This is a genomic window from Luteimonas sp. 22616 (assembly GCF_052044325.1).
Taxonomy (GTDB): domain Bacteria; phylum Pseudomonadota; class Gammaproteobacteria; order Xanthomonadales; family Xanthomonadaceae; genus Luteimonas.
In genome coordinates this window covers 2,415,057-2,438,946 of record NZ_JBQEMW010000001.1, presented here as the reverse complement: position 1 = coordinate 2,438,946, position 23,890 = coordinate 2,415,057, and the positions used below count along the sequence as shown (strand labels likewise).

At 68.6% G+C, this 23,890-nt stretch carries 21 protein-coding genes; 3 read left to right on the top strand and 18 right to left on the bottom strand.

What is annotated here, in order from left to right:
* Positions 1-96 precede the first annotated feature (96 nt).
* From ACTJIL_RS11205 to ACTJIL_RS11165, 9 genes are all read right to left on the bottom strand, one after another.
* Positions 97-1,407, bottom strand: coding sequence for a sensor histidine kinase (locus ACTJIL_RS11205; protein WP_440755586.1), 1,311 nt, complete (start codon positions 1,405-1,407; stop codon positions 97-99).
* 253 nt (positions 1,408-1,660) lie between these two features.
* The gene (locus tag ACTJIL_RS11200) at positions 1,661-3,004 is read right to left on the bottom strand and encodes a sigma-54-dependent transcriptional regulator (protein WP_440755585.1); all 1,344 of its coding nucleotides are present in this window, start codon (positions 3,002-3,004) and stop codon (positions 1,661-1,663) included.
* Between the two features lie 152 nt (positions 3,005-3,156).
* A complete protein-coding gene (locus ACTJIL_RS11195; protein WP_440755584.1) occupies positions 3,157-4,407 on the bottom strand; it encodes an ABC transporter permease in 1,251 nt (416 codons plus the stop codon).
* A gap of 20 nt (positions 4,408-4,427) precedes the next feature.
* Positions 4,428-5,759, bottom strand: coding sequence for an ABC transporter permease (locus tag ACTJIL_RS11190; RefSeq protein WP_440755583.1), 1,332 nt, complete (start codon positions 5,757-5,759; stop codon positions 4,428-4,430).
* A gap of 25 nt (positions 5,760-5,784) precedes the next feature.
* On the bottom strand, positions 5,785-7,017 hold the full coding sequence (locus ACTJIL_RS11185; protein WP_440755582.1) for an ABC transporter permease: 1,233 nt from the start codon (positions 7,015-7,017) through the stop codon (positions 5,785-5,787).
* 92 nt (positions 7,018-7,109) lie between these two features.
* Positions 7,110-8,420 (bottom strand): ABC transporter permease, encoded by a 1,311-nt coding sequence (locus ACTJIL_RS11180; RefSeq protein WP_440755581.1) that lies wholly within the window; start codon positions 8,418-8,420, stop codon positions 7,110-7,112.
* A 69-nt stretch (positions 8,421-8,489) separates the two neighbouring features.
* Positions 8,490-9,212: an ABC transporter ATP-binding protein gene (locus tag ACTJIL_RS11175; RefSeq protein WP_440755580.1), complete on the bottom strand. Its 723-nt coding sequence runs from the start codon at positions 9,210-9,212 to the stop codon at positions 8,490-8,492.
* Positions 9,213-9,253: 41 nt separating this feature from the next.
* The gene (locus ACTJIL_RS11170) at positions 9,254-9,481 is read right to left on the bottom strand and encodes a hypothetical protein (protein ID WP_440755579.1); all 228 of its coding nucleotides are present in this window, start codon (positions 9,479-9,481) and stop codon (positions 9,254-9,256) included.
* A 1-nt stretch (position 9,482) separates the two neighbouring features.
* Positions 9,483-10,778: an efflux RND transporter periplasmic adaptor subunit gene (locus ACTJIL_RS11165; RefSeq protein WP_440755578.1), complete on the bottom strand. Its 1,296-nt coding sequence runs from the start codon at positions 10,776-10,778 to the stop codon at positions 9,483-9,485.
* A gap of 342 nt (positions 10,779-11,120) precedes the next feature.
* On the opposite strand from ACTJIL_RS11165, the gene glmS reads away from it, so the two are divergent.
* Complete coding sequence (gene glmS, locus ACTJIL_RS11160; protein WP_440755577.1) at positions 11,121-12,959, top strand: glutamine--fructose-6-phosphate transaminase (isomerizing); 1,839 nt, start codon at positions 11,121-11,123, stop codon at positions 12,957-12,959.
* A 168-nt stretch (positions 12,960-13,127) separates the two neighbouring features.
* On the opposite strand, the gene ACTJIL_RS11155 is transcribed toward glmS, so the two are convergent.
* The 9 genes from ACTJIL_RS11155 to ACTJIL_RS11115 all read right to left on the bottom strand — a co-directional run bounded on the left by ACTJIL_RS11155 (position 13,128) and on the right by ACTJIL_RS11115 (position 22,366).
* Positions 13,128-13,619: a DUF2269 family protein gene (locus tag ACTJIL_RS11155; RefSeq protein WP_440755576.1), complete on the bottom strand. Its 492-nt coding sequence runs from the start codon at positions 13,617-13,619 to the stop codon at positions 13,128-13,130.
* The gene (locus ACTJIL_RS11150) at positions 13,616-13,981 is read right to left on the bottom strand and encodes a DoxX-like family protein (protein WP_440755575.1); all 366 of its coding nucleotides are present in this window, start codon (positions 13,979-13,981) and stop codon (positions 13,616-13,618) included. Before ACTJIL_RS11150 ends, ACTJIL_RS11155 begins: the two co-directional genes overlap by 4 nt.
* Positions 13,978-15,135, bottom strand: coding sequence for a saccharopine dehydrogenase family protein (locus ACTJIL_RS11145; protein WP_440755574.1), 1,158 nt, complete (start codon positions 15,133-15,135; stop codon positions 13,978-13,980). The genes ACTJIL_RS11150 and ACTJIL_RS11145 overlap by 4 nt, the downstream gene beginning before the upstream one ends.
* A 183-nt stretch (positions 15,136-15,318) precedes the next feature.
* The gene (gene betT, locus ACTJIL_RS11140) at positions 15,319-17,541 is read right to left on the bottom strand and encodes a choline BCCT transporter BetT (protein ID WP_440755573.1); all 2,223 of its coding nucleotides are present in this window, start codon (positions 17,539-17,541) and stop codon (positions 15,319-15,321) included.
* Between the two features lie 294 nt (positions 17,542-17,835).
* Positions 17,836-19,113, bottom strand: coding sequence for a type II toxin-antitoxin system HipA family toxin (locus ACTJIL_RS11135; RefSeq protein ID WP_440755572.1), 1,278 nt, complete (start codon positions 19,111-19,113; stop codon positions 17,836-17,838).
* Between the two features lie 13 nt (positions 19,114-19,126).
* Complete coding sequence (locus ACTJIL_RS11130; RefSeq protein ID WP_440755571.1) at positions 19,127-19,456, bottom strand: helix-turn-helix domain-containing protein; 330 nt, start codon at positions 19,454-19,456, stop codon at positions 19,127-19,129.
* Between the two features lie 372 nt (positions 19,457-19,828).
* Positions 19,829-20,401, bottom strand: a complete 573-nt coding sequence (locus ACTJIL_RS11125; RefSeq protein ID WP_440755570.1) for an NADPH-dependent FMN reductase — start codon at positions 20,399-20,401, stop codon at positions 19,829-19,831.
* Between the two features lie 253 nt (positions 20,402-20,654).
* Positions 20,655-21,236, bottom strand: a complete 582-nt coding sequence (locus ACTJIL_RS11120; RefSeq protein WP_440755569.1) for a cytochrome b — start codon at positions 21,234-21,236, stop codon at positions 20,655-20,657.
* Positions 21,233-22,366, bottom strand: a complete 1,134-nt coding sequence (locus ACTJIL_RS11115) for a catalase family peroxidase (protein ID WP_440755568.1) — start codon at positions 22,364-22,366, stop codon at positions 21,233-21,235. The genes ACTJIL_RS11120 and ACTJIL_RS11115 overlap by 4 nt, the downstream gene beginning before the upstream one ends.
* Positions 22,367-22,548: 182 nt before the next feature.
* Between ACTJIL_RS11115 and ACTJIL_RS11110 the strand changes: the two genes are divergently transcribed.
* On the top strand, positions 22,549-23,058 hold the full coding sequence (locus tag ACTJIL_RS11110) for a sigma-70 family RNA polymerase sigma factor (protein ID WP_440755567.1): 510 nt from the start codon (positions 22,549-22,551) through the stop codon (positions 23,056-23,058).
* A complete protein-coding gene (locus ACTJIL_RS11105) occupies positions 23,055-23,807 on the top strand; it encodes an anti-sigma factor family protein (RefSeq protein ID WP_440755566.1) in 753 nt (250 codons plus the stop codon). Before ACTJIL_RS11110 ends, ACTJIL_RS11105 begins: the two co-directional genes overlap by 4 nt.
* Positions 23,808-23,890: the final 83 nt, after the last annotated feature.

Sequence of the window (23,890 nt, the reverse complement as noted above, 5' to 3'; positions counted from 1 at the left end):
GCGATTGTTTTCCATGGAAGCGACGAAGTGGCGACGCCTTCGCTCGCGACGGGTCGCGGCTTTCACCGTTCCTGCGGGAAGCCGGGGTCTTGAGGCTCAGCCCGGCAACACCATCGACACGCACAGCCCGCCGCCGTCGCGGTTGAGCAGGGCGATGCGCCCGCCGTGGGCTTCGGCGATCTCGCGCGCCAGCGCCAGCCCCAACCCGGTGCCGTGGCGCTTGGTGGAATAGAACGGCAGCAGCGCATTGGCCAGCACCGCGTCGTTCATGCCGCTGCCGCGGTCGAGCACGTCGATGCGCCAGGCGCCGGGAATGCCACGCAGCGACAGCTGCACCTCCTGCGCGGGGCTTCCGGATTCATGCGCGTTGCGCAGCAGGTTCAGCAGTGCCTGTTCGAGCTGCGCGGCATCGATGCGTGCGATGCCGTCGGCGGGATGCAGGTCGTCGACGAACTCCACCTGGCTGCGCAGCTGGGCGATGAACCGCCGCCATTCCACCGCCTCCAGTCGCGGCGCGGGCATCTTGGCGAAACGCGCGTAGTCGCGGATGAAGCCTTCCAGGTGGCGCGCACGCTCCTCGATGGTCGCCAGCGCCATGGGCAGGCGTTCGTACTGGCCGCGGCGCAGCAGTTCGGCACCCGAATGCGCCAGTGATGCGATCGGCGCCAGCGAATTGTTGAGCTCGTGGCTGATCACCCGGATCACCTTCTTCCACGTCTGCACTTCCTGCCGGCGCAGTTCCGCGGTGAGCAGGCGCAGCAGCACCAGCTCGTGTTGCCGGCCGTTGAGCCGGAACGTGCGTCGCGACAGGTGGTAGATGTCGGCGCTGTCCTCCTCGCCGACGGTGAACATGCCGTCGCCGCCGCGCGAGAACGCATCGCGCACCGGCTCGCTGGTGCCGGCGAGCAGGGCGTCGAACGATTGCCCCTCGAGCTTCCGGCCTTCGCCGAACATCTTGCGTGCGGCGAGGTTGCCCAGCACCACGCGCCGCGTCGCGTCCACCAGCAGCATCGCCACCGGCGTGTTCTGCACCACCGTGTCGAGCAGCAGCTCGCGTTGGACCAGCGACTGGCGCTGGTCGCGCAGGACCTTGCCCAGCTGGTTGTGGCTGTCGACCAGTTCACGCAGTTCGCCCCGGCCCTGCCACGAGATGCCGGAGCTGTAGTCGCCGTCGCGATAGCTGGCGACGCTGCCGGCCAGGGCCCGGAACAGCGAGCGCGCCGGCGCGAACACCCGGCGCACGTGGTACAGCAGCAGCGGCAGCGGCAGTGCAACCGACAGCAGCATGGCCGCCCATGGCTGCAGCCAGCGCGTCAGCAGCAGTGCGAGCGCGGCCGCGACGAGCATGTAGCCGACGGTCAGCGCGGCGTAGACGATGTTCAGCGGGAGGCGGTGCCACCAGTGCATCAGAGTGTTCCCGCGATCCCGCGCCCGTGATCGTCATTCCCGCGCAGGCGGGAGATGTTCCGCAACAGGCCGAAGGTCTGGTCATCCAGCGACTTTGCTTCAACGCCGAGGCCGTGATTCCCGCGAAAGCGGGAACCCAGTGACTCCGATTTCAACAGCCCAAGGTCACTGCGCCGACCGACTTGTGCTGTTGAGAAGCACTTCCGCTTTCGCGGGAATGACGGCGGGAGGTTCGCGTGCCGCATATCAGCCATCACTCGCGCCTGATCCCGAGCCGATCGAGGCGCCGGTACAGCGCCTGTCGCGACAGGCCGAGCTCGGCGGCGGCCTGGGCCAGGACGCCGCCGTGGCGATCGAGCGCGGCTTCGATTGCCGCGCGGTCCGGTTCTTCGCTCGCGATTGCGCCGATGGACATGCCCGGTGCCGGTTGCAGGGCCAGGTCTGCAGCCGAGATCTCGTCGTTGCGCGCCAAGAGCGCCGCGCGCTGCATCGTGTTGCGCAGTTCGCGCACATTGCCCGGCCAGGCGTGGCGCAGCAGCGCGCGTTCGGCGTCTTCGCCCAGGTGCTTGCCGCCGGACAGGAAATGCCGCGCCAGCGGCAGGATGTCGCGCGGGCGCTGCGCCAGCGGCGGCAGCCGCAGTTCGATGCCGTTGAGGCGGTAGAACAGGTCCTCGCGGAAGCGGCCGTCGGCGATCAGCGCGGCGAGATCGGCATTGGTCGCGCTGACGATGCGCACGCTGACGCTGCGCTCGCGGTTGCCGCCCAGGCGCTCGAAGCGACCGGTTTCGAGCACGCGCAGCAGCTTCACCTGGCCCGCCAGCGGCAGCGTGCCGATCTCGTCGAGGAACAGGGTGCCGCCGTCGGCGGCCTCGAACTTGCCCTCGCGCGCCTTGTTGGCGCCGGTGTAGGCGCCGGGCTCTGCGCCGAACAGCTCGGCCTCGATCAGGTCCGCCGGCAATGCGCCGCAGTTGAGCGCCACGAACGGGCCGTTGCGGACATGCGAGTTGGCGTGGACGATCTCGGCGTACTTCTCCTTGCCGGCGCCGTTGGGGCCGGTGATCAGCACCGGGATGTCCGAGCGCGCAACCTGGCAGGCCAGCGCCACCGTGCCTTCGCTGGCAGGGTCGTCGAATACCAGTCCGCGCAGATCGTGATCCCGCAGCAGTGCAGCGCGTCGCTGGCGTTCGCCCGCGCGCTCGCGCGACAGTTCGCGGCGGGCGTCGGCCAGTTCCAGCAGGTTGTTGACCGTCGCCATCAGCTTGCGGTCGTCCCACGGCTTGGCGAGGTAGTCGGCGGCGCCGGCGCGGACCAGGTCGATCGCCGCCTCCAGGTGCGTCCATGCGGTGAGCAGGATCACCGGCAGGTCCGGATGCAGCGCGCGGATCTCGTGGAACAGCGCGATGCCTTCCTCGCCCGACGTGGTGTCGGCGTGGAAGTTCATGTCCTGGATCACCAGGTCGACGTCATGGCGTCGCAGTTGCTCCAGCCCGGCTTCCGGCGATTCCGCGCGCAGCGTGTCGATGTCGTGCAGCGAAAACAGGACGTCGAGCGCCGTGGCGACCGAGGGGTTGTCGTCGATGACAAGAATGGTGGACATGGGGCGATTATGGTCCAGGTTCCGAAATCTCTTCTCCCGCGAGCGGGATAAAAGCCTGTCCCCGCGGGGCGGATGAGGGCGTTCGCCGTCGCGCGGACCGGTGGTCCGTAAACGCTCTTCCTCCTCGTACCTGTGCAGGGGAGAGGGGCACGCTACACGCTTCGGGTCGCCACCGCCGGCGGTACCGCGGCCGCACGTCGCGCCGGCCCGTAAACCGCCACCTGGCCGAGCAGCCACAGCGCGAGCACGCCGATCGGCAGGCAGTACCAGGGCAGGCGCGCGAGTTCGTAGTGCTGCATCAGCCACTGGTTGATCGCATAGGCCAACGGCATGCCGATCAGCACCGCGATGGTGGTCAGGGCCAGGTTCTCGACCTGGAAGTAACGCAGGATCTGTCCGCGGGTGGCGCCCAGCGCGCGCCGGATGCCGATCTGGCGCGTGCGCTGGGCCACCCAGTAACCGGTCAGGCTGGCGATGCCGACCAGGGTGATGAAGGTGACGACCACGCATACCGTGGCCAGCAGCCAGGCCGCGGCGCGGCGAGGCTTGAAGGCATCGCGGCGCAGGCTTTCGTAATCGTCCACGCGCACGTCGATTTCCGGCATGAGCTCGGCACCGAACGCATGCCTGAGCACCTCCGGGATGGCCGCATGCACGGCATCGCGCCGCGCCGGGTCGGTGCGGACGGCATAGCCCAGGATCGGCGTGCCGGTGATGCGGCGTGGCGCCAGCACCGCGTACTCGGCCTTGCCGTCGTCGAGTTCGCCGACCTGGTAGCGCAGCAGGTGGCGCACGATCCCGACCACGACGTAGCGACCTGACCCGCCGGCATCGGCATCGCGCAGCTGGCCGCCCAGTGCACCGCCGTCGGGAAACAGCTTGCGCGCCAGCGCCGCGGTCAGGATCAGCGGCATCGTGGCGCTCTTGCCGGTGGAGCCGTCGCGGGAGGAGAGATCCAGGTCGCTGTAGTCGGAAGCGACGAAATCGCGGCCCTGCTGCAGTTCCAGCCCGAGGCTTTGCAGCATGCCCTCGCCGGCGAAAGCGCTGGCGGTGGCGCTCGCGCCGCCTGGTCCCTTCAGGTCATACGTCATCACGATGGTCTGCCGCATCGGCAGCCCCAGCGCCGGACTCACGGCATGCACGCCCGGTACCGCGCGCAGTGCCCGCGCGCCGGCCTCGATGCGCGATGCGCGCCACTGCCCGTCGCGGCTGACCAGCTGGTCGACCAGCAGCAGTTGGTCCTTCGCGATGCCGTCGGGCACCAGCATCGGCGCCAGCTGCTGGCCGAGCAGGAACAGGGCGTTGACGAGGATCGCGCAGGCCAGTGCGATCTGCACGACCACCAGGGTCGGCATCAACCGCTGGCGATAGAGCGTGGAGGCGATGTGGCGCAACGGTGGCATGCCGGTTCCCCTGAAGGTGCTCACAGGCTTTTGACCTGCAGCGCCGGCTCCAGCCGGGCCGCGCGCCACGCCGGCAGCAGGCCGACCAGCAGTCCGGTGGCAACTCCCAGCGCGAGCAGCGCCAGGAACAGGCCCGGATCGAATCGCGCCATGTCGGTATAGCCGCGCGCCTGCAGGCGAATCACCCACAGGCCGAACAGGGTCAGCGGCAACGCCAGCAGGCCGCCCAGCACGCCGGCCATGCCGGCTTCGGCGAGGCATTGCACGACGATCGAACGGCGCGGCGCGCCCAGCACGCGACGCACGCCAAGTTCGCCGGAGCGATGCACGAATCGCGCCGCCAGCAGGCCGGCGACGTTGACCATGCACAGCGCCAGCAGGCCCAGCGCCAGCCACAGGTTCAGGCGCACGCTGGAGGGGATCACGCGGTTGGTCGCCAGCCAGTCGCGCACGCTGGACAGCCTGGCCTGCGGCGGCCGCGGGAAGACGCCGGCCGCGTGGCGGTCGCGCGCATACGCGGCCAGGCCGTTGTCGAACGCGGCCACCTGCTGCGGCGTGCGCAGCTCGGCCCACAGCACCAGCCAACGGCAGCCCTGGACATCGAGTTCGCCGACGTGGAAGCCGTCCGCCCGTTCCCGGTCGCAGTCGCGCACGTTGAGCGGCACCACGCCAGCGTCGATCGCGGCAAGCGCGGGGACGAAGGCGCCCTGGCCGCGGCTGTCGCCCCATGCCTGGCTGTCCGGATGCAGGAACAGGAAGTTCGGCTGCGGCGCCCAGTGTCCGCTGATCCCGATCACGCGGAACACGGTCTTGCCCAGCTGCAGTTCGCGACCAACGCCGTTGTCGGTGCCGAACAGTGCCACGCTGGTATCGCGGTCGATCACCAGCACGCGTGCGCGCGATTGTTCCTCCGGTGCGGTCCAGAAGCGGCCGTGCAATAGCGGCACGCCGAACATCGACGGCATCGGCCCGAGCGCGAGTACCGCAGGGCGCCGGATGTTGCGCTGGCCGTCGCTGCTCGACAGGGTCAGGTCCGTGGTCACCAGCGCGGCCTGGCGCACCTCGGGATGCGCGGCGGCCATCGCCTGGACGTCGGCCAGCTTCCATAGCGAGGGGGGCGAGGCGCTGTCGTCACGCGCCCGGGCGCCGCTCCTCGGCGCCTCGCGTGAATCCACCCAGCCCAGGTACAAGTGCTGGCTCAGCCCCGGCAACGGGTCGGCCGACAGCATCGCCAGCAGGGTCAGCATGGTCATCACTGCCGCCAGCCCCAGGCCCAGGGTCACGATCGACAGCGCCATCGTGCGCGGCTGCCGCAGCAGCCCGCGCATGCCCAGCTCGATCGCGTACTTCATGGCACTCCCCTTGCCACGGTGCGCGTCAGACGCTGCGCGTCGCCACCGCCGGCGGCACCGCCGCGGCGCGTCGTGCCGGCCAGAACACCGCGAACTGGCCGAGCAGCCACAGCGCCACCGCGCCGATCGGCAGGTACACCAGCGGCAGGCGCGGCAACTCGTACTTGCCCATCAGCATCTGGTTGATGCCGAACGCCAGCAGCATGCCCAGCACGATGCCGACGCTGGCGAGCAGGAAGTTCTCGGTCTGGAAGTAGCGCAGGATCTGGCCCTTCGTTGCGCCGAGCGCGCGGCGCACGCCGATCTGCTTGGTGCGCTGCTGCACCCAGAAGCTGGCAAGGCCCACGATGCCCAGCGCGGTCACCACCAGCAGCGCGATGATCACCGCGACCAGCAGCCAGACCATGGCGCGGTCCTGGCGGTAGTAGGCGCTGCGCAACTCCTCCATGGTCTTGCTGTTGTCGGTCAGGATGATGCGGTTGGGGCCGTTGCGTTCGAGCGCGGCGATCGCAGCCTTGAGCACCTCGCCGCGGCGCGCGGGGTCGGTGCGCAGCAGGTAGTTGCCACCCAGCGAATAGGGCACGTTGATCGGGAAGATCATCGAATACTCGTGCGCGGTCGGGCCGCCCTGTTCGCTCGGGCGCACCAGGTGGTCGACGACACCGACGACCCGGATCGGGTTGTCGCCCCAGCTGTAGAACGACTTGCCGATCGCGTTCTGGCCCGGGAACAGCTTGTCGGCCATGCTGCGGGTGATGATCGTCGCGGGAATCGACACCTTGCTGTCGGGGGCGTCCAGCGCCGCCCACTCGATGAACTCGTCCGGTGCGAACTGGCGGCCGGCCACGATCTTCGGCCCGAGGGTATCGAGGAACTGCTCCTCGGCCATGTAGACGGTGGCGCTGAGGGTCGACTGCTTCTGGTCCTTGCTCATCCTCACGCCCGAGTTCCAGGACGAATTCACGAACGGTACCTGGTTGGTGACGGTCGCGGCCTTGACGCCGGGCAGCCCGCGCAGGGTGGCCAGGTCGCTGCGGGTCAGCGCATCGGCATTGTCGTCCTGGCCGATGCCGGTCAGCTGCACGCGCACGACCTCGTTCTCGGCCACGCCGCTGACCAGGTTGATCTTCTCGATGCGGTTGCCGATCAGGAACAGGGCATTGCAGACGATCGCGCAGCTCAGCGCGATCTCCAGCACGATCAGCGCCGCGGCGGTCTTGTGCCGGAGCAGGGTGGAGAGGATGGGGCGCAGTTCCATGGTGGAGTCCTCGATGGAAGCGTTGGTCGGGCTTGGTGTTCGACGGAAGGGGGACGTCTTCTGGATCGTGGGACGTCGGCGCGTAGCCCGAACTACTGGCTCTTGAGCTGGATGGCGGGGGTGACCTGCATCGCCTGCCACGCCGGGATCACGCCGGCCAGCAGGCTGGCGCCGACCGCGAGCACGAAGGTCGTCAGCAACATCAGCGGGTCGAGGTGCGCGAGCTCGGCGTAGCTCGCCGGCTGCTGGCGCACCGCCCACAGCCCGAGCCAGGCCAGCGCGAGCCCGACGATGCCGCCAGCCATGCCGACGGTGCCGGCCTCGACCAGGCACTGCATGAAGATCTCGCGACGCGACGCACCCAGCGCCCGGCGCACGCCGACCTCGCCGCTGCGGCGCAGGAACTTGGCCAGCAGCAGGCCCACCGTGTTGAGCAGGCACACCAGCAGGAAGCCGAACGCCAGCCACACCTGCAGGCGCACGTCACCGGGGACGACTTTGTTGTAGTCCAGCCACTCCATCACGCTGCGCAGGCGCACGTTGGTCGGGCGCTCGTAGCGGCCGCTGCTGCGCTGCTGGTCGGAGTAGTTGACCAGGTAGCGGCGGTACGCATCGGCCTTCGCCGGCGTGTCGAGCTGCACCCAGTACTGGATCCACACGCAGGGCGCATTCACGCCGGCCTCGCCTTCGGGATCGGACCCGGAATCGCCCCAGCAATCCATGCTCCCGCTGCGGCTCATCTTCAGGTCGCGCGAGGTGGAGAATGGCACGAACACCTGCTCGAGTTCGCCGAAGCGGTCACTGTTCATGTCGTAGAAGCGCGGCGTGGGCCGCCACTGGTCGAGGACGCCGACGATCCGGAAATCGGCATTCTCCAGCCGCACCGTCTTGCCGACGCTGTTGCCGCCGCCGAACAGCTTGTCGTTGAGCGCCTTGGCGATCACCGCGACGCGGGCATGGCGCTCGTCCTCGGTCGCGCTCCAGCCGCCGCCGTACAGGAACGGCATGTCGAACATCGGGAAGATGTCCGCCGTCGAGTAGCGCGCGTCGGCATAGAACGGCGACATGTCCTGCTTCTGCGGCGTGATCGCGGCGCTGCCGCCGGTCATCATCGCCTGCCGGTCGCCGCGCTTTTCGCGCAGCAGGGTCTCGGCGTCGAAGCGGGTCACCTGCTCGGAGGGTTCCTCGCCGGGCGTGTAGCCGTTCATGCCCTCGGGGTCGAGCTGGACGTAGAACAGCTCGCCGCTCCGGGTCGGCACCGGGTCGCCGGAGAGGATGTGGAACACGGTCAGCGTGGTCATGCTGGCGCCGATGCCCAGCGCGATCGCCAGCACCATCAGCGCGGTCAGTGCCTTGTTGCGGCGGAAGCTGCGCAGCGCGAGGTTCAAGTAGTAGCCGAACATGGGGAGCTCCGTGAAGCTGTTGTCGTCATCCCCGCGAATGCGGGGACCCAGTGACTTTCCGGCCCGGTCCTAGGCTGGCGACTTCGCGGTCGCCGAATCGCGCACCCTTGCCAGGCTCGGCTCCACCGACAGGTCGGTCGCCATGCCGTCGACGATGTGCACGTTGCGCTGCGCGCGCGCGGCCAGTTCGGGATCGTGGGTGACCATGATGATGGTCGCGCCCTGGGAGTTGATGTCCTCCAGCAGCTCCAGCACGCTGCGCGCCATCTGCGAGTCGAGGTTGCCGGTGGGTTCGTCGGCGAGAAGCAGGCGCGGGCTGCCGGCGAGCGCCCGCGCGATCGCCGCGCGTTGCTGCTGTCCGCCCGAGAGTTCGGCCGGGAAGTGCTTCATCCGCGAGCCCAGCCCCACCATTCCCAGCGCGTCCTCGATCCGCAGCCTGCGTTCGCTGGCCGGCATGCCGCGGTAGCGCAGCGGCACGTCGCAGTTGTCGAACAGGTTCAGGTCCGGGATCAGGTTGAAGCCCTGGAAGATGAAGCCGATCTTCTGGTTGCGCAGCTTGCTGCGCTGGTTGTCCGACAGGCCCTTGACGTTCTCGCCATCGAGCGTGAACTCGCCGCCGGTGAAGGTCTCCAGCAGGCCGGCGATGTTGAGGAACGTGGTCTTGCCCGAACCCGACGGGCCGGTGACGGCGACGAACTCGCCTTCCTTCACGTGCAGGTCGAGCGAGCGCAGCGCGTGTGTCTCGACCAGTTCGGTGCGGTAGACCTTGGTGACCTGGCGCATGTCCAGCATGGGTGTTTCCTCGGTGGCGATTGGATTGCGGTGGTGATCTGTCAGCGGATGTGGAACAGCGACGGCAGCTCGGCGTTGCGCGCGTAGCCGCGCTGCAGGGCGCGCGGCTTGCGCGCCGGCGCGTTGGCGCTCGCGGCAGCGCCGATGGCGTCGAAATCCACCATTTGCGACAGCCGCAGGCGGTGCGGCACGGCGTCGGCGAGGTCCTGCGCATCCCACTGCTGCGGGAAGGAAAAATAATCGGGGGACTTTCTGTTCAGGGCGTTCATTTCATTCTCCGTTGATGCGGACGCGGTCCGCGTTGCCGAACTGGTCCGTGCCGGAGACGACGATGCGGTCGCCTTCCTTGAGGCCGGACACGATTTCCACATTGCCCAGGCTGCTTGCGCCTGCCTGGATCGGGCGGCGCGTGGCGCTGCCGTCCTCGACCACCCAGGCCGTGCTGCCGCCGTCCTGTTCCAGGAACGGGCCGCGCTCGACCATGAGTACGTTGCGGCGGGTGTCGAGCACGATGCGCGCCGACAGCCGCTGGTTCTGGCGCAGGCCGGGTGGCTGCTGGCCGTCGGCGAAGCGCAGGCGGGCATTGACCTCGCCGTTGACCACCTCGGGCGACACCGCCGAGACCTCGGCCTTGTAGACCTTGCCGTTGCTGGTGATCTGCGCCGGGATGCCGATGCCCAGGTCGCGGGCGAAGCTTTCCGGCACCTTGATCTCGACCTCGAACCTGGCCAGGTCGACGACGCTCAGCACCGGCCCGTTGGCGACCACGCTGGTGCCCTGCGGCACCTGCACCTGGCCAACCTGCCCGTCGAACGGCGAGCGGATCGTCAGCGCGTCGACCTGGCGCCGCGCTTCGGTCACCACCGCCTTCTGGCGGTCGGCAAGCAGGCGCTTGTTGCGCGCGTCCAGGCCGGCGCCTTCACCCTGCAGGGCGTTGTCCTTCTGCGCGCTCGCGAGTTCGATCTCGGCCTTCTTCAGGTCGTCCTGCGCCTTGGCCAGCTCGTTCTGCGAAACGGCGCCGCCTTCATAGGCACGCTGGTAGCGCTCCAGGTCGCGCTGCGCGGCGGTGCGGCTGATTTCCGCCTGCTGCACCACCTTGCGCGCCGCGGCGCGGGCAATCTGCGCGTCGAGCACCGCGCGGCTGGCTTCGGCTTCCATGCTCGCCAGGGTGGATTCCTCCTGCACCAGCTTGCTGCGCAGTTCCGGGCTGTCGATCACCGCCAGCGGCTGGTCCTTCTTGACCACGTCGCCGGCGACCACTTTCAGCGCGACCGTGCCCGCGGCGATGGCGTACAGGGTCGGGCTGTTGGCGGCGATCACCCGGCCGTCGGCCGACAGGTCGCGCACCAGGTCGCCGCGCGTGACCTGGGCGATGCGCACGCGGCTGGCGTCGAACGAGCGCCCGCCCGAACTCCAGCCAATGACCACCCACGCCGCCAGTGCCAGCACCACGGCGCCGGCGATGCCGCCGATGATCAAACCCTTGCGATGGCGTTTGCCCGGGCTGACGGGCGACACCACGTGGTCCTGGCCGGAGGTGTCGCGAATGCGGGGGCGGTTGTCCATGCGTAGGTCTTGGATGTTCGAGGGCTTCATATGGTTGCAATTAGCAAATCGCGTGCCAATTATAACATATTGATTTTATTAAAGTTTATGAGCTGTCCGGGTGTCCGGCCGGACACCCGCGGTGTCCGCGCGGACACCGTCCTTGCGTTCTCCCATCCACGGGGCATCGCCTGTGGGGCATTCCCCTGTAGGAGCGGCCATGGCCGCTATGTTTCGCCGAGAGGCCATCGCGGCCATGACCGCTCCCGCAAGCAGCGACCGCTCCCGCGCAAGTGCGCCAGCCGCTGGCGTGCGCCGGCCAACGATTACAATCGATCCCTACCAGTAGGAGTTCCCCCATCCATGTGCGGCATCGTCGGCGCGATCGCGGATCGCGATGTGGTTCCCGTCCTCATCGAAGGCCTCAAGCGTCTCGAATACCGCGGCTACGACTCCGCCGGCATCGCCGTGGTCGATGACGGCGAGGGCGATCGCCGCGACATCCGCCGCGTGCGCCGCACCGGACGCGTGGCCGAAATGGAAGCCGCTGCCGAAGGCTTCCATGCCGACCTGGGCATCGGCCACACCCGCTGGGCCACCCATGGCGGCGTCACCGAACTCAACGCGCACCCGCACGTCAGCCACGGCGTGGCGCTGGTGCACAACGGCATCATCGAGAACCACGAACAGCAGCGTGCGCGCCTGCAGGCACTGGGCTACGAATTCGAATCGCAGACCGATACCGAGGTCATCGCCCACCTGATCCACCATTACCTCAAGCAAGGCAACGATCTGCTTGCCGCGCTGCAGTGCGCGGTCCAGGAACTGCACGGTGCCTACGCGCTGGCCGTGATCAGCCGTGCCGAACCCGACCGCATGGTCTGCGCGCGCATGGGCTGCCCGTTGCTGATCGGCCTGGGCGAGGGCGAGAATTTCGTCGCCTCCGACGTCTCGGCGATCATCCAGGCCACGCGCCGCGTGATCTTCCTCGAGGAAGGCGACACCGCAGAGGTCACGCGCGCTGGCGTGCGGGTGTTCGACGACACCGGCGCCGCCGCCGAACGCGAGGTGCATGTTTCCGACGTGTCGCTGGCCTCGCTCGAACTCGGCCCCTACCGCCACTTCATGCAGAAGGAGATCCACGAGCAGCCGCGCGCGATCGCCGACACCATCGAAGCGGTGATGGATGCCAATGCCTTCGGTCCGGAGCTGTTCGGCAAGGACGCGCAGGCCGTGCTGGGCGACGTCGAGGGCGTGCAGATCCTCGCCTGCGGCACCAGCTACTACTCGGGCAGCGTGGCCCGCTACTGGATCGAGGCGATCGCCGGCCTGCCGTGCAGCGTCGAGATCGCAAGCGAATACCGCTACCGCACCGCGGTGGCCAACCCGAAGCACTTGGTGGTGACCATCTCGCAGTCGGGCGAAACGCTCGACACGATGGAGGCGCTCAAGTACGCCAAGTCACTCGGCCACGACAAGACCCTGTCGATCTGCAACGTGCCCGAAAGCGCAATCCCGCGCGCCAGCAAGCTGGTGCTCTACACCCGCGCCGGCGCCGAGATCGGCGTGGCGTCGACCAAGGCCTTCACCACCCAGCTGGTCGCGCTGTTCACCCTGGCTGCCACGTTGGCCAAGCTGCGCGGCAAGCTGCCGGAAGACAAGGAAGCCGAGTACATCGAAGCCCTGCGCCACCTGCCGGGCAGCGTGCAGCACGCGCTCAACCTCGAACCGCAGGTCGCCGCTTGGGCCGAACGCTTCGCGCCGAAGCAGCATGCGCTGTTCCTCGGCCGCGGCGTGCACTATCCGATTGCCCTGGAAGGGGCCTTGAAGCTCAAGGAAATCTCCTACATCCACGCCGAAGCCTACCCGGCCGGCGAGCTCAAGCACGGCCCGCTCGCACTGGTGGACGCCGACATGCCGGTGGTGGTGATCGCCCCCAACGACAACCTGCTGGAAAAGGTGAAATCCAACATGCAGGAAGTCCGCGCGCGCGGCGGCGAACTGTTCGTGTTCACCGACGCCGACAGCAACTTCAGCGAATCCGAAGGCGTCCACGTCATCCGCACCCCGCGCCACGTCGGTGTGCTCAGCCCGATCGTGCACACCATCCCGGTGCAGCTGCTCGCCTACCACGCCGCACTGGCGCGCGGGACGGACGTGGACAAGCCGAGGAATCTGGCGAAGTCGGTGACGGTGGAGTAGGCGGCGGCTGCGGATGGTTCCCGGCCGGTTTTGCATCGGTTGGCAACGCCGCCGGCAAGTTGGCGTGCTTTTCGTTGCCGTTGAGTTCGGCCATGTCCAGCGTCAGCGGGAGTTGGGCCGCGAACGCGTGGGCGGCGTCGGCGTCGGCCGGGGTGGGCGTCCCACAACTTAGAACGGCAGTATCTGCGCCCACGATCCCGGCTTGGCCACCATGAGATAGAACACCGCCAGCATCGCAACGAAGGCCGGGTAACCCAACATCTCCCACCGGCGCGCATAGCGCCAGTACTCGGCGGGAACCGCGCTGGAACCTTCCATGGCCGCAGACGCCATCGCTGCCATGCGCATCTGCAGCCACACCACCGGCAACCACAGCGCGCCGGCTGCTACGAAGAGCACGATCGACAGCGCGAGCCACGGCGTCGTGAGCGGCCAGCCTGCGAGATGCGTCAGGAGCATGCCGCTGGCCGGCTGGACCAGGACCGCAGGCGTGGTGAACCACCAATCGGCCCGGACTACCAGCCGGGCCACGACAGCCTGTGCCTCCAGGCTCCCGCTGCGGTTGGCGAAGAAAAGATAGAACGCCGTGCCGAAGCCGGTGCCCACCAGGACGACGCTGGACAGGATGTGGATCCACTTCACCGTCAGATAAATCGTCATTTCGCTGTCCTGATCAAGACCCACAATGCAGCGGCGATGGGAACATTCTTCGTCAACGGCCCCAAGGGATGCAGCCACAGCGAGGGATCGAGCACGCTGGCCACCGCCGTCATCGCCAGCATGAGTGCCAGTGCAGACAGGTAGAGGCGTCGTGATGGCGACAGCGCCATCGCGATGCCGATCAGGAAGTCTGCGTCCGCGCCCGACGCAATCAGCGCCCTGGCGACGCTGGGGTCATCGATGCCTGCTTTCGCGAGCAGGTCCATGCTCTGGCCGTTGAATTCCCACAGGCTGGCAACCGCCGTCGCCAGCCACACGACCACGACGCCCATGCGCAATATCTTCTCGTCGCCTGCATTCATCGCGATGTCGAACCTGCGATGGCGGGAGATGCTTCTTGTGGCTCGCCAAGGCTCTCGTCGACGAGGTCGGTGATCATCCCCCACCTAGCAAACTCGGGCTCAAACTCACCCAATGACAGCAACCCGGCCGCCGTGAAAGCGCCCGGTGCCACCGCATCGCCGACGGCCAGCTTTCGCGCCAGCAAAACCGCGGCCATGCAGGGAATCTCGGGGCCATGGTCGTTGTCGGCTGCGATGTGCCAGGCGCGTCGTGCGGAGCGTCCTGCATCGTCGAGCCCTTCAACGCGCACCACCATGCCACCCAGCGACGTGCCCAGCGGATCGAACACGCCGGCGACGCGGTTCAGGGCACCGGCCCATCGCTCCGGCCGCATCAGCAGACCCCTGCTGCGCAGCGCCGCCAGCACCGCGAAGGCGCGTTGCGTCGCGGCCACTTCGAGGGCAGCGCGGAACATCACGCGGTCACGCACGCGGTATCGTGCCGGGAACAGTTCGAGGTCGGGGATGTCGCAGAGCGCACCGATGCGCGGACGCAGTCGTTTGAATTCAACTGGCTCGGGCGCGGCCCAGCCGGTCGCCTGCGTCCATTGCCCGTTGCGCCAGATCCGGATCGGCTTGCCGCAGTAGCTCAGTACCGCCGCCAGCGTGGCCTTGCCCCGCGGCGCCGTTTGCGCGGGCGCGATGCAGATGTCGACCGCGTGGATGGCCTGCCAGTCCGCACACAGGCGGTCCACGACAGCCGAGGACAGGGCCGGCACCGTGCTCGCGCCGCTGATGCCCGTTCGTCCGGCCTGTTGGAATGCATCGTGCAGGGCCGCAGGGAAATCGCAGACGAAACGGCGGCCGTCAGCCAGGTCGATGTAATGCGCACCTGCGCCAGCGACCGCGAGTGCCACTGCATATGACTGCTGCTGGAATGGACCGGCCACGTGGATCACCAGTCCAACCCCCAGCGTGCTCAGCGCCTGACCGAAGCCCGCGGCATTGCAGTCGATCGATACGGCCATCGCTCGACCGTCCAGCGAATCGGCGAGTCGCTGGGCCTGCCCGAGATCGCGCCCCCCAATCTGCAATTCAATGGTTGGATCAGTCGCCAATGCGCGACAGATGCGGGCACCGAAGTTTCCGTAACCTCCCAACACCAACGTCTTCATCCGATCCCCGCTAGCGTCCATCCATGGCAGGCAGTATCGCCGAGCTCGAAGTGGTGCGTGGTCCATCGGCATTTTGGCGAGGGCGGCCATGCACGTACCGAAATCCAGATAAAGAGCTCGCTGGATACGCGAGCCTCCATGCCGGGATCCACGGCTGGACGCAGTGGACGGCGGAGTCCGCGTTCAACCGGAATTCGGTGGCGTGAGTACCGAGGCGGTATCGGTCTCCGTGGAGAAGGTGAGGAATGCGAGGTGGGCCTCGTATCGCTCGAGCACGTCGTCGATCACCTGCTGCCTGGTGAGTCCCATCAGGTCATAGCCGCCCGAACCGGTCTGCGTGAACACCTCGAGCCGGTAGTAGACGTCGGTCTCGCGCGACATCCGGCCACTGAACATCGGCACTGGCGCCTCGACGATGGCGACGTGGTAGTGGAAGGCGCGGAACGTGTCCATCGATACCCGCAGCAGCGGCTCCTCGATGCCGCTCGTGCCGGTCATGGTGCCCCGTTCGACCTCGTATCCCTGGTTCCCGAACTCGGCGGCGACGTCGTCGAGGGCCGGGCGTACCGTTTGATCGAGGAACTGCGTGACCTGTTTCAGCGACGGGTATGCGCGCAGCTGTTCGAGCCGCTGCTTCCACGACCGCTCGGGTACGTGCCCGCCGATCGGGGCGATGGAGCGCCTGTGCAGTACCTGGCCCTCGCGCTCGGCCCGCTCCATCCGCAACACTTTGTGGAAAGACGCCATCACCAGGTAGGCGATGATTGTCACCGGCAGCGCGAAGATGAGCGTCGCGTACTCCATCGTCGTCACGCCGCCCGCAAGCAGCATCGCCACGGTGAGCACCGCGGTGAGCACGGCCCAGAAGATGCGCAGCCACTTCGGCCCGTCGCGCGACGGGTCCGGGATCGAGGCCGAGAAGTTCGCCATCACCATCGCGCCGGAGTTCGCGCTGGTGAGATAGAACAGCAACCCCGAGAGCGTGGCCAGCCCGATCAGGAACATCGCGCCCGGGAACATCCCCAGCAATGCGTACCAGCCCCGCTCCGGGCTCTCGACCGCCAGTTCGGCGAATACCGTGTTCCCCTGCAGCACCTGGAACAGGGCGGAATTGCCGAACAGCGAGACGATGATGAAGTCGCACAGCACGGGGGCCGTGATCGCCGCGATGACGAACTCGCGCAGTGTGCGCCCGCGCGAAATGCGGGCGAGGAAAACCCCGACGAATGGCCCCCACGCCAGCCAGAACGCCCAGAAGAACAGCGTCCATCCGCCCATCCATTCGGCACTGCCGGGCTCGTAGGCGAAGGTCTGCAGCGTGCGTGCGGGAAACGTGACGATGAACTGGCCGATGTTCTCGATGAGCGCGTTGAGGAGGAACGCGGTCTGCCCGGTGACGAGGATGTAGACCATCATCGCCACGGCGCTCCAGAGGTTCAGCTCGGAGATCCAGCGGATGCCGCGGTCGACGCCGGACGTGGTGGCCGCGATGGTCAGGACCACCGCGCCGCCGACCAGCGCGATCTGCAGCGCCAGGCCCTGCTCCAGGCCGAAGATCAGCGAGAAGCCGACGCTCAGCAGCACGACACCGATGCCCATCGACGTGGCGACGCCGAACACGGTGCCGACCAGCGCGATGGTGCTGATGCCGTCGCCAAGGGGCCCGCGCACGCGCTTGCCGAGCAGCGGGTAGAGCGCCGCGCGGATCGACAGCGGCATGCCCCACCGGTAGGCGAAGTACCCCATCGCCATGCCGAGCAGCGCATACATCGACCAGCCGGCGATGCCGTAGTGGAACATCGTCCACACGACCGCGTCCTGCATCGCGGCGGCGGTGGCGCCGTCGCCGGTGGGCGGATGGAGGTACTGCACGACGGGGCCGGTGACCGAGTAGAAGAGCATGTCGATGCCGACACCCGCGGCGAACAGCATCGCGACCCAGGTCACGAGCTTGTACTGCGGCCGCGAGTGGTCGGGGCCGAGCCGCACGTCGCCTTCCTTGGAGAACGCGACCCAGAGCACGAAACCGATCACCAGCGTCATCGTGAGCACGTAGTACCAGCCGAGGTTCGTCGCGATCCAGTCGACGGTTGCCTTCATCGTCGTGCGTGCGTCGGCGGGGACGAGGATGACCCAGATCGAGAAGGCCAGGATCACCATCGACGAGACCAGCAGCACGCGCCAGTTGATCCAGGCGGTGCGGTGCTCGAGCAGCTCCTCGGGTCCCTTGCTGAGGTCGCTGCGCGATACTGGCGTGTCGTCGTCCGGATGTTCATGCCGGCGCTGCGTGCCGCCGAAGCGGCTGCGCTCGAGCGGCGGATGCGACTTCGCCGCCTGCGCGCTTGGGGCTTGCATGCCAGGCTGGGCGGCTTCGGAGGGTTCGTCGTCGGGTGGTTGAATCGGCATGGGGCTATTCCTTCCTCGGGACGCGCTGACATTCCTGGGCCGCTAACGCGATGATCAACCCGGAGACCGCCTGCCTGCACGAACAGCCCGCTTTCGCAATGGTGCGCGACCCGGCCGGACGGACGACAGCAGCCAACACGGCAGACACTCGCCGGAGTTTGCCTGACTTCGGGCCGCCCATCAGCACCAGGCCGGAGCGGCTATCCGGGAGATTGCCCTGCTTCCGCCGACGCCCGATCAATGGCCGGAGCGAGCGGGGTGCCGGTTTCGGTTGCAGCTGCTCCGGCGGAGCGATTACTGCGGCCGGTGGTCCGCCGCCACGGTGCGCGCCTCGGCTTCTCCCAGTCCTGCCTGGTCCGAAAAATCCTTCCAGCGCCCCACGGCATCGCGCACCTGCACCAGCGCATCGCGCGCGCCCACCACGCCGAAGCGCTTTGCAACGGCCATCAGGTCATCGCGAGTGATGCCATCGAACTTGCCGTTGACGCTCATCAGGTGCTGGTACGTCCACTCGCCGTTGGGGTTGTAGGCGTGGGTGACGTCATAGGCCGGGGCGAGTTCCCAGCGGCCGCCCTGCTTCAGGCGGAAGGCGTGATTCTTGGTGTGGTCGTCGCAGTTGCGGGCCATGACGTTGAAGGCCATGCGGCGGAAGATTTCGGTAAGGGCGTCGTCGCCAAGTCGCAGCTGTTGGGCGACGAGGAACAATTGTTCGTAGGCGTGGGTGGCGCGCTGGTTGTAGTCCAGGTGCTGCATGGCGCACAGCGATTGCACGTGGTGCTTCTGGTTGCCGTCGCGGTCGAAGCGGCGGGTCATGAAGTGGGCGCGGCCGTTCTCTTCCAGCAGGCGGCAGGGTTCCATCGCGATGCCGGCGGCGCGTGCCATCAGGTGGTAGGCGTATTCGATGCGGCTGTAGTCGGCGCCGGTGCCCAGCTCCATGTCCTTGCCGACGCCGTCGAACTTGAGCAGCCAGTGTTCGAAGCCGGGCGCGGCGTCGAACTGGCCGCTGCGCAGTTCATCGGTGCCCGGGTTCCACGCCACCACCGCCTTGGCGCGGGCGCCGCCGGCCGAGGTACCCACGCGGATGATGTTGGCCAGCGCAGCCTGGGCGTGCGCGTCGTCGGACAGGTCGCCGCGCAGCACCTGGCGCGCGGCTTCGACCAGCGACTTCATCTGCAGGGGCTCGGCACTCTCGCTGTGCGAGCCGCGCGCGGGGCGGAATTCCAGTGCGCCCATGCCGCGCTTGCCCATGTAGGCGAGGCGGTCGAGCGCGGTGATCGCGTCGGCGGCGACGCCATGCCGCGCCATCCATGCGTCGATCAGGGCGTTGCCGAAGGCGTCGGGCAGGGCATCGGCGAGCAGGCCGGGCAGGCCGTGGAAGCTGTGCCGCGGCAGGTCGGGGAACAGGAAGACCGAATCGGCCGCGTCGGTGGGCATCGTCAGCGGGGCGAGCTCGATGCCCTGGCGGCGCCAGGCCGGGTCGTACTCGAAGGCATGGCAGCCGGCCTGCGGATCGGGCGCGACGGCGCCGACGCGCTGGTTCCAGAGGCGGACCTCGATGACCGGGGTGTCCATGTCCTCGCGTCGCCTACTTCGTGGCCGCGGCCTTGCGGCGCGGACCGCGTGGGCGGCTGACGCGACGGCGTTCCGGGCGCTGGCGCAGCAGCGCCATCGGGCTGATCGCGGCCACCGGTGCCAAAGTGTCCAGCCAGTCGAGGCGGTCGAGCGCGCGCAGCACCTGCAGCAGGGTCGACAGGCTGGAGCCGCGCCCGGCCTCGAGGTTGCGCAGGGCCTTCTCGGACACGCCGGCCTTGTCGGCCAGGGTCAGCTGGTCGAGGTCGCGGCTCAGGCGCAGGCGGCGGAGCTGGTCGCCGAGGTGGCCCTGGAGGTCGCCGATGGAAGGATTGAAGGTATTCATCCAGTTTTTATCTACCGGTTGATAGCGAATGCGCTCTATTCCGGTCGAATCATACCAATTGGCAGATGAATATATGGAAATCACATACCGGTGGATATGCACCGATATACAATGAATTTAGTGTAATCGGTTCAATTCAACCGTATTTCACGATGTTGGCTTAAGCCGGAGCGCGACTCGTGGACCTGACTGCTGGGCGGGACGACTTTGCAGGAGTGGCCTCAGCCGCGAGCCCTTCCGCGCGGCCCGACGCCGGATGTGCGGAAGCCCGGGCCGTTGGCTCCGAAATCATCAGGATCGGCGGTCACGCTTCTCCCTCAAACAAAGCTCGCGGCTGAAGCCGCTCCTACGGGAATCGGGTGGCGAGCGTCTTCAGGCGCCAGGGCGCTCCCGCACCCGGTCCACATGGGCGCAGAAGCCGGCGACGAAGGCACGCAGTCGCGCTTCGATGCCGGGGTCGACGATCTGCCCGTCGGCGTCGAACACCTGTCCCGCGCGCGCGACCATCAGTCGGCCTTCGAACCATGGCGCGGTGCCCAGCGTGCGCAGCACCGGCAACCAGGCGTTCTGTCCCAGCTGGGTGCCGAAGCCGCCGGGCGAGGCGCCGATCACCGCCACCGGCTTGCCGCCGAACACGCGGGTGATGTCCGCGGCGGGGCGGGACATCCAGTCGATGGCGTTCTTGAACACGCCCGGCAGGCTGTTGTTGTACTCGGGCGTCACCATCAGCAGGCCATCGGCCGCCGCCACGGCGTCCTTGAGTGCAACCACCGCGGGTGGGATGCCTTCGGCCGCTTCCACGTCGCCGTCGTAGAGCGGAACGCCGTGCAGCGAATGCACATCGAGGCTGCTGCCCGCCGGCATCAGCTGCGCCGCGGCGTGCAGCAGCGCGGCGTTGAACGAACCGCGCCGCAGGCTTCCGGGTAGACCGACGATGTTTGCCATTGGGGTGCCTTTGCGTGCCGGCCGCCGCGCATTTCCGCGCGTTGCCTTGTGGGAGCGGCTTCAGCCGCGAGCCTTGATCTTACGGCAGGGATCGATGCCGGCAGCGCTTCCGGGAGCCGGGTCGCCGGCGCATGCGTCGCGCCCGTCACGCCCTGCAGAGCTCCCGCTGAAGCCATGCTGCAAGGACCGGCCGGAACCGCGCTTATCGATCGCGAGTTGCGGATCGCTTTCCAGGAGCCCGCGGCCACAGCCGCTATTCCGCCGGTGCGGCCGGGTTCCCCTCGTGCCCGCCGCGGCGGCGCAGCCACGGCGCCATGCTCGCCAGCACGCCGTCGCGCCGGACCAGTCCGTGGAACAGCGCCGCGGCCAGGTGCAGCAGGAACGTGGCGAACAGCAGCAGCGCGAGCCAGTGATGCGCGCCGCGCAGCCAGGCGAACAGTGCGGCGTCGTGTGGCGCGATCGGCGGCAGGCGGATCCCCGCCAACAGCGTGACCGGATAGCCCGCGGCCGACAGCATCGCCCAGCCGCTGAGCGGCATCAGCAGCAGCAGCGCGTACAGCAACCAGTGCGATCCGAGTGCGGCGCGTCGCTGCCACGCGGGCAGGTCGGCCGGCAGCGGCGGTGGCCGGTGGCGCAGGCGCACGGCGATGCGCGCCAGCAGCAGCACGAGGATCGTCGCGCCCAGCGGCTTGTGGATCGCCAGCAGCAGCGCGTAGGCGGACGAGGTGGTGGACAGCATGCCGATGCCGATGAACAGCATCGCGATCACCAGCGGCGCCATCAGCCAGTGCAGCAGGCGTGCCTTCGGATGGAACGGGGTGGTTGGCGTGCTCATCGCTGCGACTCCGGTGCGGTGGGGGCGGGCGCGCCGTCGGGTGCGCCGGGGTACGGGCCTTCGCCCGAGCGCCGTCGCAGCGACGCGGCGTACACGGCCGAGCGCGCGCTCAGCAGCGGATCGTCGGAGGCGGCGATGCCCGGCGGCAGCACCAGCGGGTCGAAGGTGACGTCGCGGCAGGGACCGGCCGGTTCGGGCAGCGCGCGTTCGATCACCAGGGTGCCGACGTCGATGCGCTCGCGGGCCGCCGGCCACTGCACGGTGGCGTTGTCGGTGCGGTCGCCGGCCGCGGCCAGCGTGACCACCAGGTGCCAGCGCTGCGGTTCCTGGCGCAGGCGTGCGAACAGGTCGTTGAACAGGAAATCGCGGTCGCGTGCATTCATCGCATCGAAGCGGCCGCGGTCGAGCGCGGAGAAGGCCGCTTCGGGCAGCATCGACCAGCGCACCGCGCGCACCGTGCCGTCGGCATCGATGAAACGAAAGGCATTGATCGAGTGGTAACCGCCGTTGGCGAAGCTCGACGGGATCGGCCGCGATGCTATCAGCGCGTTGAAGGCCCGGGTTTCCGGGTGCGCGGCCATGAATGCCGCGACCTTGGCCGGGTCGGGCTTGCCGGTCGCCGGATCGGGCGTGGTCGCGCGCTGCAGCGCGACGAAATCGCGCACGTTGCCCACCGGGAACAGCGGCACGCTGTTCATCGCCGTGCGCCAGGTGCTGCCGTCGGCGGCGGAGAAGTTGAGCGCCAGGCTGCGCGGTGCGGGCACACCATCGGGCGCGTACGGCGATCCCACGGCCAGCGCGAAGCGGCCGAACACCGGCGTACGCCCGGGCGCGAACACCACCGCCTTCGACAGCGCCTGGCCGCGGCCGTTGCTGTCGAAATACCCGACGACGCATACGCCCTTCTCGTGCGCGCGGCGGAAGCCGGGGTGCTCGCCGTTGTGGCGTTCCAGCACGTCGGCCACATCGGCGCTGGACAGGCGCGAAGGCGTCAGCCAGCCGGCGGTCCAGGCGAATGCCAGCGCGAGGGCACCGATGATGAGCGCGATCGCGCCCAGGCGGGCGAACACCCGGGGCGGATAGGGGAACCGGCGACGCGGCGATTGCGGTGGCGGGGCGGAAGACGGCATCGTGGGCTCCTGTCTGCGGTTCGACAGGGGTAGGACGCACCGGAAGCCGCGTTATTCCATCGGCCACCGATCCGGGCACGATCCGCATTCACGGATCGCACGCGGGAATAAACGCCGCCCCCGTGCGTCGTACCTGCAACCAGTGGAGGAACGACCCGCGTGCGGCCAGGACGAATGACGCCATGACTGCCATCGACGACGACGAACTGCGCGCGTTGCTGCCGTCGCTGCGGCGCTTCGCGCTGTGGCTGGCGCGCGATGCCACGGAGGCGGACGACCTGGTGCAGGCCAGCCTGGAACGCGCGCTCTCGCGCTGGTCGACGCGGCGTGGCGATGCCAGCCTGAAGGCCTGGCTGTTCTCGATCCTGCACCGGCAGTTCCTCGACCAGAAGCGACGCGCTGGCCGCTGGCGGCGCGTACTGGCGGTGTTCGGCAGCGAACCGGGCGCGGCGCCCTCGGCGGAAGAGACGTTCGTGGCGCGCTCGTCGCTGGAAGCGTTCGATGCGCTGGCTACCGATCATCGCGCGGTGCTGCTGCTGGTGGTGGTGGAAGGACTGGAATACCGGGAGGCCGCGCAGGCGCTGGGCGTGCCGGTCGGCACGGTGATGTCGCGGCTCTCGCGCGCCCGCGCCGCCTATCGCAAGCTCACCGGCGACGAACCCGGCGGCGCCCGGCTGCGGAGGATCGGATGAACGACAAGATGCCCGACGACGACACGCTACAGGCCTACGTCGATGGCGAACTGGACGAAGTGCAGCGTCGCGACGTGGACGCCTGCCTCGCCGCGCAGCCCGCGCTGGCCGCGCGCGTGGCGCAGTGGCGGCGCGATGCCGCCGGCCTGCGCGCGGCGCTGGCCGGCGGCCTGTCGTTGCCGCCGCAGGCGCGGCTGGATCCGGTATCGATCCGGCGCACGCGCCGCAAGCGGACGCAGCAGCGGCTCGCCCTATGCGCGTCGCTGGTGCTGGCGCTCGGCCTCGGCGGCATGGGCGGCTGGCAGGCCAAATCCGCGCGCGTCGCGGCCGCCGCGCCGCCGATGGACGATGCGGTCACCGCCTATCGCATCTTCGCCACCGACCGCACCCGCCCGGTCGAGATGGATGCCAGCCACGGGCCGGAACTGCAGGCGTGGCTGTCGGCGCGGCTCGGGCGCCCGATGTCGCTGCCGGACCTGCAGTCCTACGGTTTCGCCCTGCTCGGTGGGCGCATGCTCGCGACCCCGGACGGCGCCGCGGCGATGCTGATGTACCAGGACGACGACGGCCGACGGATCAGCTTCTACGTGCGCCCGAGCACGCGCTTCGCCGATGCGCGCGGCAGCCGTCGCGACGACGGCCTGGCGCTGCGCTACTGGTATCGCAACGGCTACGGCTTCGCGGTCGTCGGGCGCGCCGACGATCCGCGCACGCTGGAGGTGCAGCAGGCGATCCCGCCGGCGGTGTGATGCGCGGCGGGGAAGGCGAAAGCACGATGCCCCGTTGTGGCGTTTGGTTTTCCGGGTGCTAAGGTCGCGGCACGTTCCGCGCC

Bases quoted from the DNA above. Each gene is read 5' to 3' on its own strand.
- ACTJIL_RS11205 (WP_440755586.1), bottom strand. From the start codon at position 1,407: ATGCACTGGTGGCACCGCCTCCCGCTGAACATCGTCTACGCCGCGCTG.
- ACTJIL_RS11200 (WP_440755585.1), bottom strand. From the start codon at position 3,004: ATGTCCACCATTCTTGTCATCGACGACAACCCCTCGGTCGCCACGGCG.
- ACTJIL_RS11195 (WP_440755584.1), bottom strand. From the start codon at position 4,407: ATGCCACCGTTGCGCCACATCGCCTCCACGCTCTATCGCCAGCGGTTG.
- ACTJIL_RS11190 (WP_440755583.1), bottom strand. From the start codon at position 5,759: ATGAAGTACGCGATCGAGCTGGGCATGCGCGGGCTGCTGCGGCAGCCG.
- ACTJIL_RS11185 (WP_440755582.1), bottom strand. From the start codon at position 7,017: ATGGAACTGCGCCCCATCCTCTCCACCCTGCTCCGGCACAAGACCGCC.
- ACTJIL_RS11180 (WP_440755581.1), bottom strand. From the start codon at position 8,420: ATGTTCGGCTACTACTTGAACCTCGCGCTGCGCAGCTTCCGCCGCAAC.
- ACTJIL_RS11175 (WP_440755580.1), bottom strand. From the start codon at position 9,212: ATGCTGGACATGCGCCAGGTCACCAAGGTCTACCGCACCGAACTGGTC.
- ACTJIL_RS11170 (WP_440755579.1), bottom strand. From the start codon at position 9,481: ATGAACGCCCTGAACAGAAAGTCCCCCGATTATTTTTCCTTCCCGCAG.
- ACTJIL_RS11165 (WP_440755578.1), bottom strand. From the start codon at position 10,778: ATGGACAACCGCCCCCGCATTCGCGACACCTCCGGCCAGGACCACGTG.
- glmS (WP_440755577.1), top strand. From the start codon at position 11,121: ATGTGCGGCATCGTCGGCGCGATCGCGGATCGCGATGTGGTTCCCGTC.
- ACTJIL_RS11155 (WP_440755576.1), bottom strand. From the start codon at position 13,619: ATGACGATTTATCTGACGGTGAAGTGGATCCACATCCTGTCCAGCGTC.
- ACTJIL_RS11150 (WP_440755575.1), bottom strand. From the start codon at position 13,981: ATGAATGCAGGCGACGAGAAGATATTGCGCATGGGCGTCGTGGTCGTG.
- ACTJIL_RS11145 (WP_440755574.1), bottom strand. From the start codon at position 15,135: ATGAAGACGTTGGTGTTGGGAGGTTACGGAAACTTCGGTGCCCGCATC.
- betT (WP_440755573.1), bottom strand. From the start codon at position 17,541: ATGCCGATTCAACCACCCGACGACGAACCCTCCGAAGCCGCCCAGCCT.
- ACTJIL_RS11135 (WP_440755572.1), bottom strand. From the start codon at position 19,113: ATGGACACCCCGGTCATCGAGGTCCGCCTCTGGAACCAGCGCGTCGGC.
- ACTJIL_RS11130 (WP_440755571.1), bottom strand. From the start codon at position 19,456: ATGAATACCTTCAATCCTTCCATCGGCGACCTCCAGGGCCACCTCGGC.
- ACTJIL_RS11125 (WP_440755570.1), bottom strand. From the start codon at position 20,401: ATGGCAAACATCGTCGGTCTACCCGGAAGCCTGCGGCGCGGTTCGTTC.
- ACTJIL_RS11120 (WP_440755569.1), bottom strand. From the start codon at position 21,236: ATGAGCACGCCAACCACCCCGTTCCATCCGAAGGCACGCCTGCTGCAC.
- ACTJIL_RS11115 (WP_440755568.1), bottom strand. From the start codon at position 22,366: ATGCCGTCTTCCGCCCCGCCACCGCAATCGCCGCGTCGCCGGTTCCCC.
- ACTJIL_RS11110 (WP_440755567.1), top strand. From the start codon at position 22,549: ATGACTGCCATCGACGACGACGAACTGCGCGCGTTGCTGCCGTCGCTG.
- ACTJIL_RS11105 (WP_440755566.1), top strand. From the start codon at position 23,055: ATGAACGACAAGATGCCCGACGACGACACGCTACAGGCCTACGTCGAT.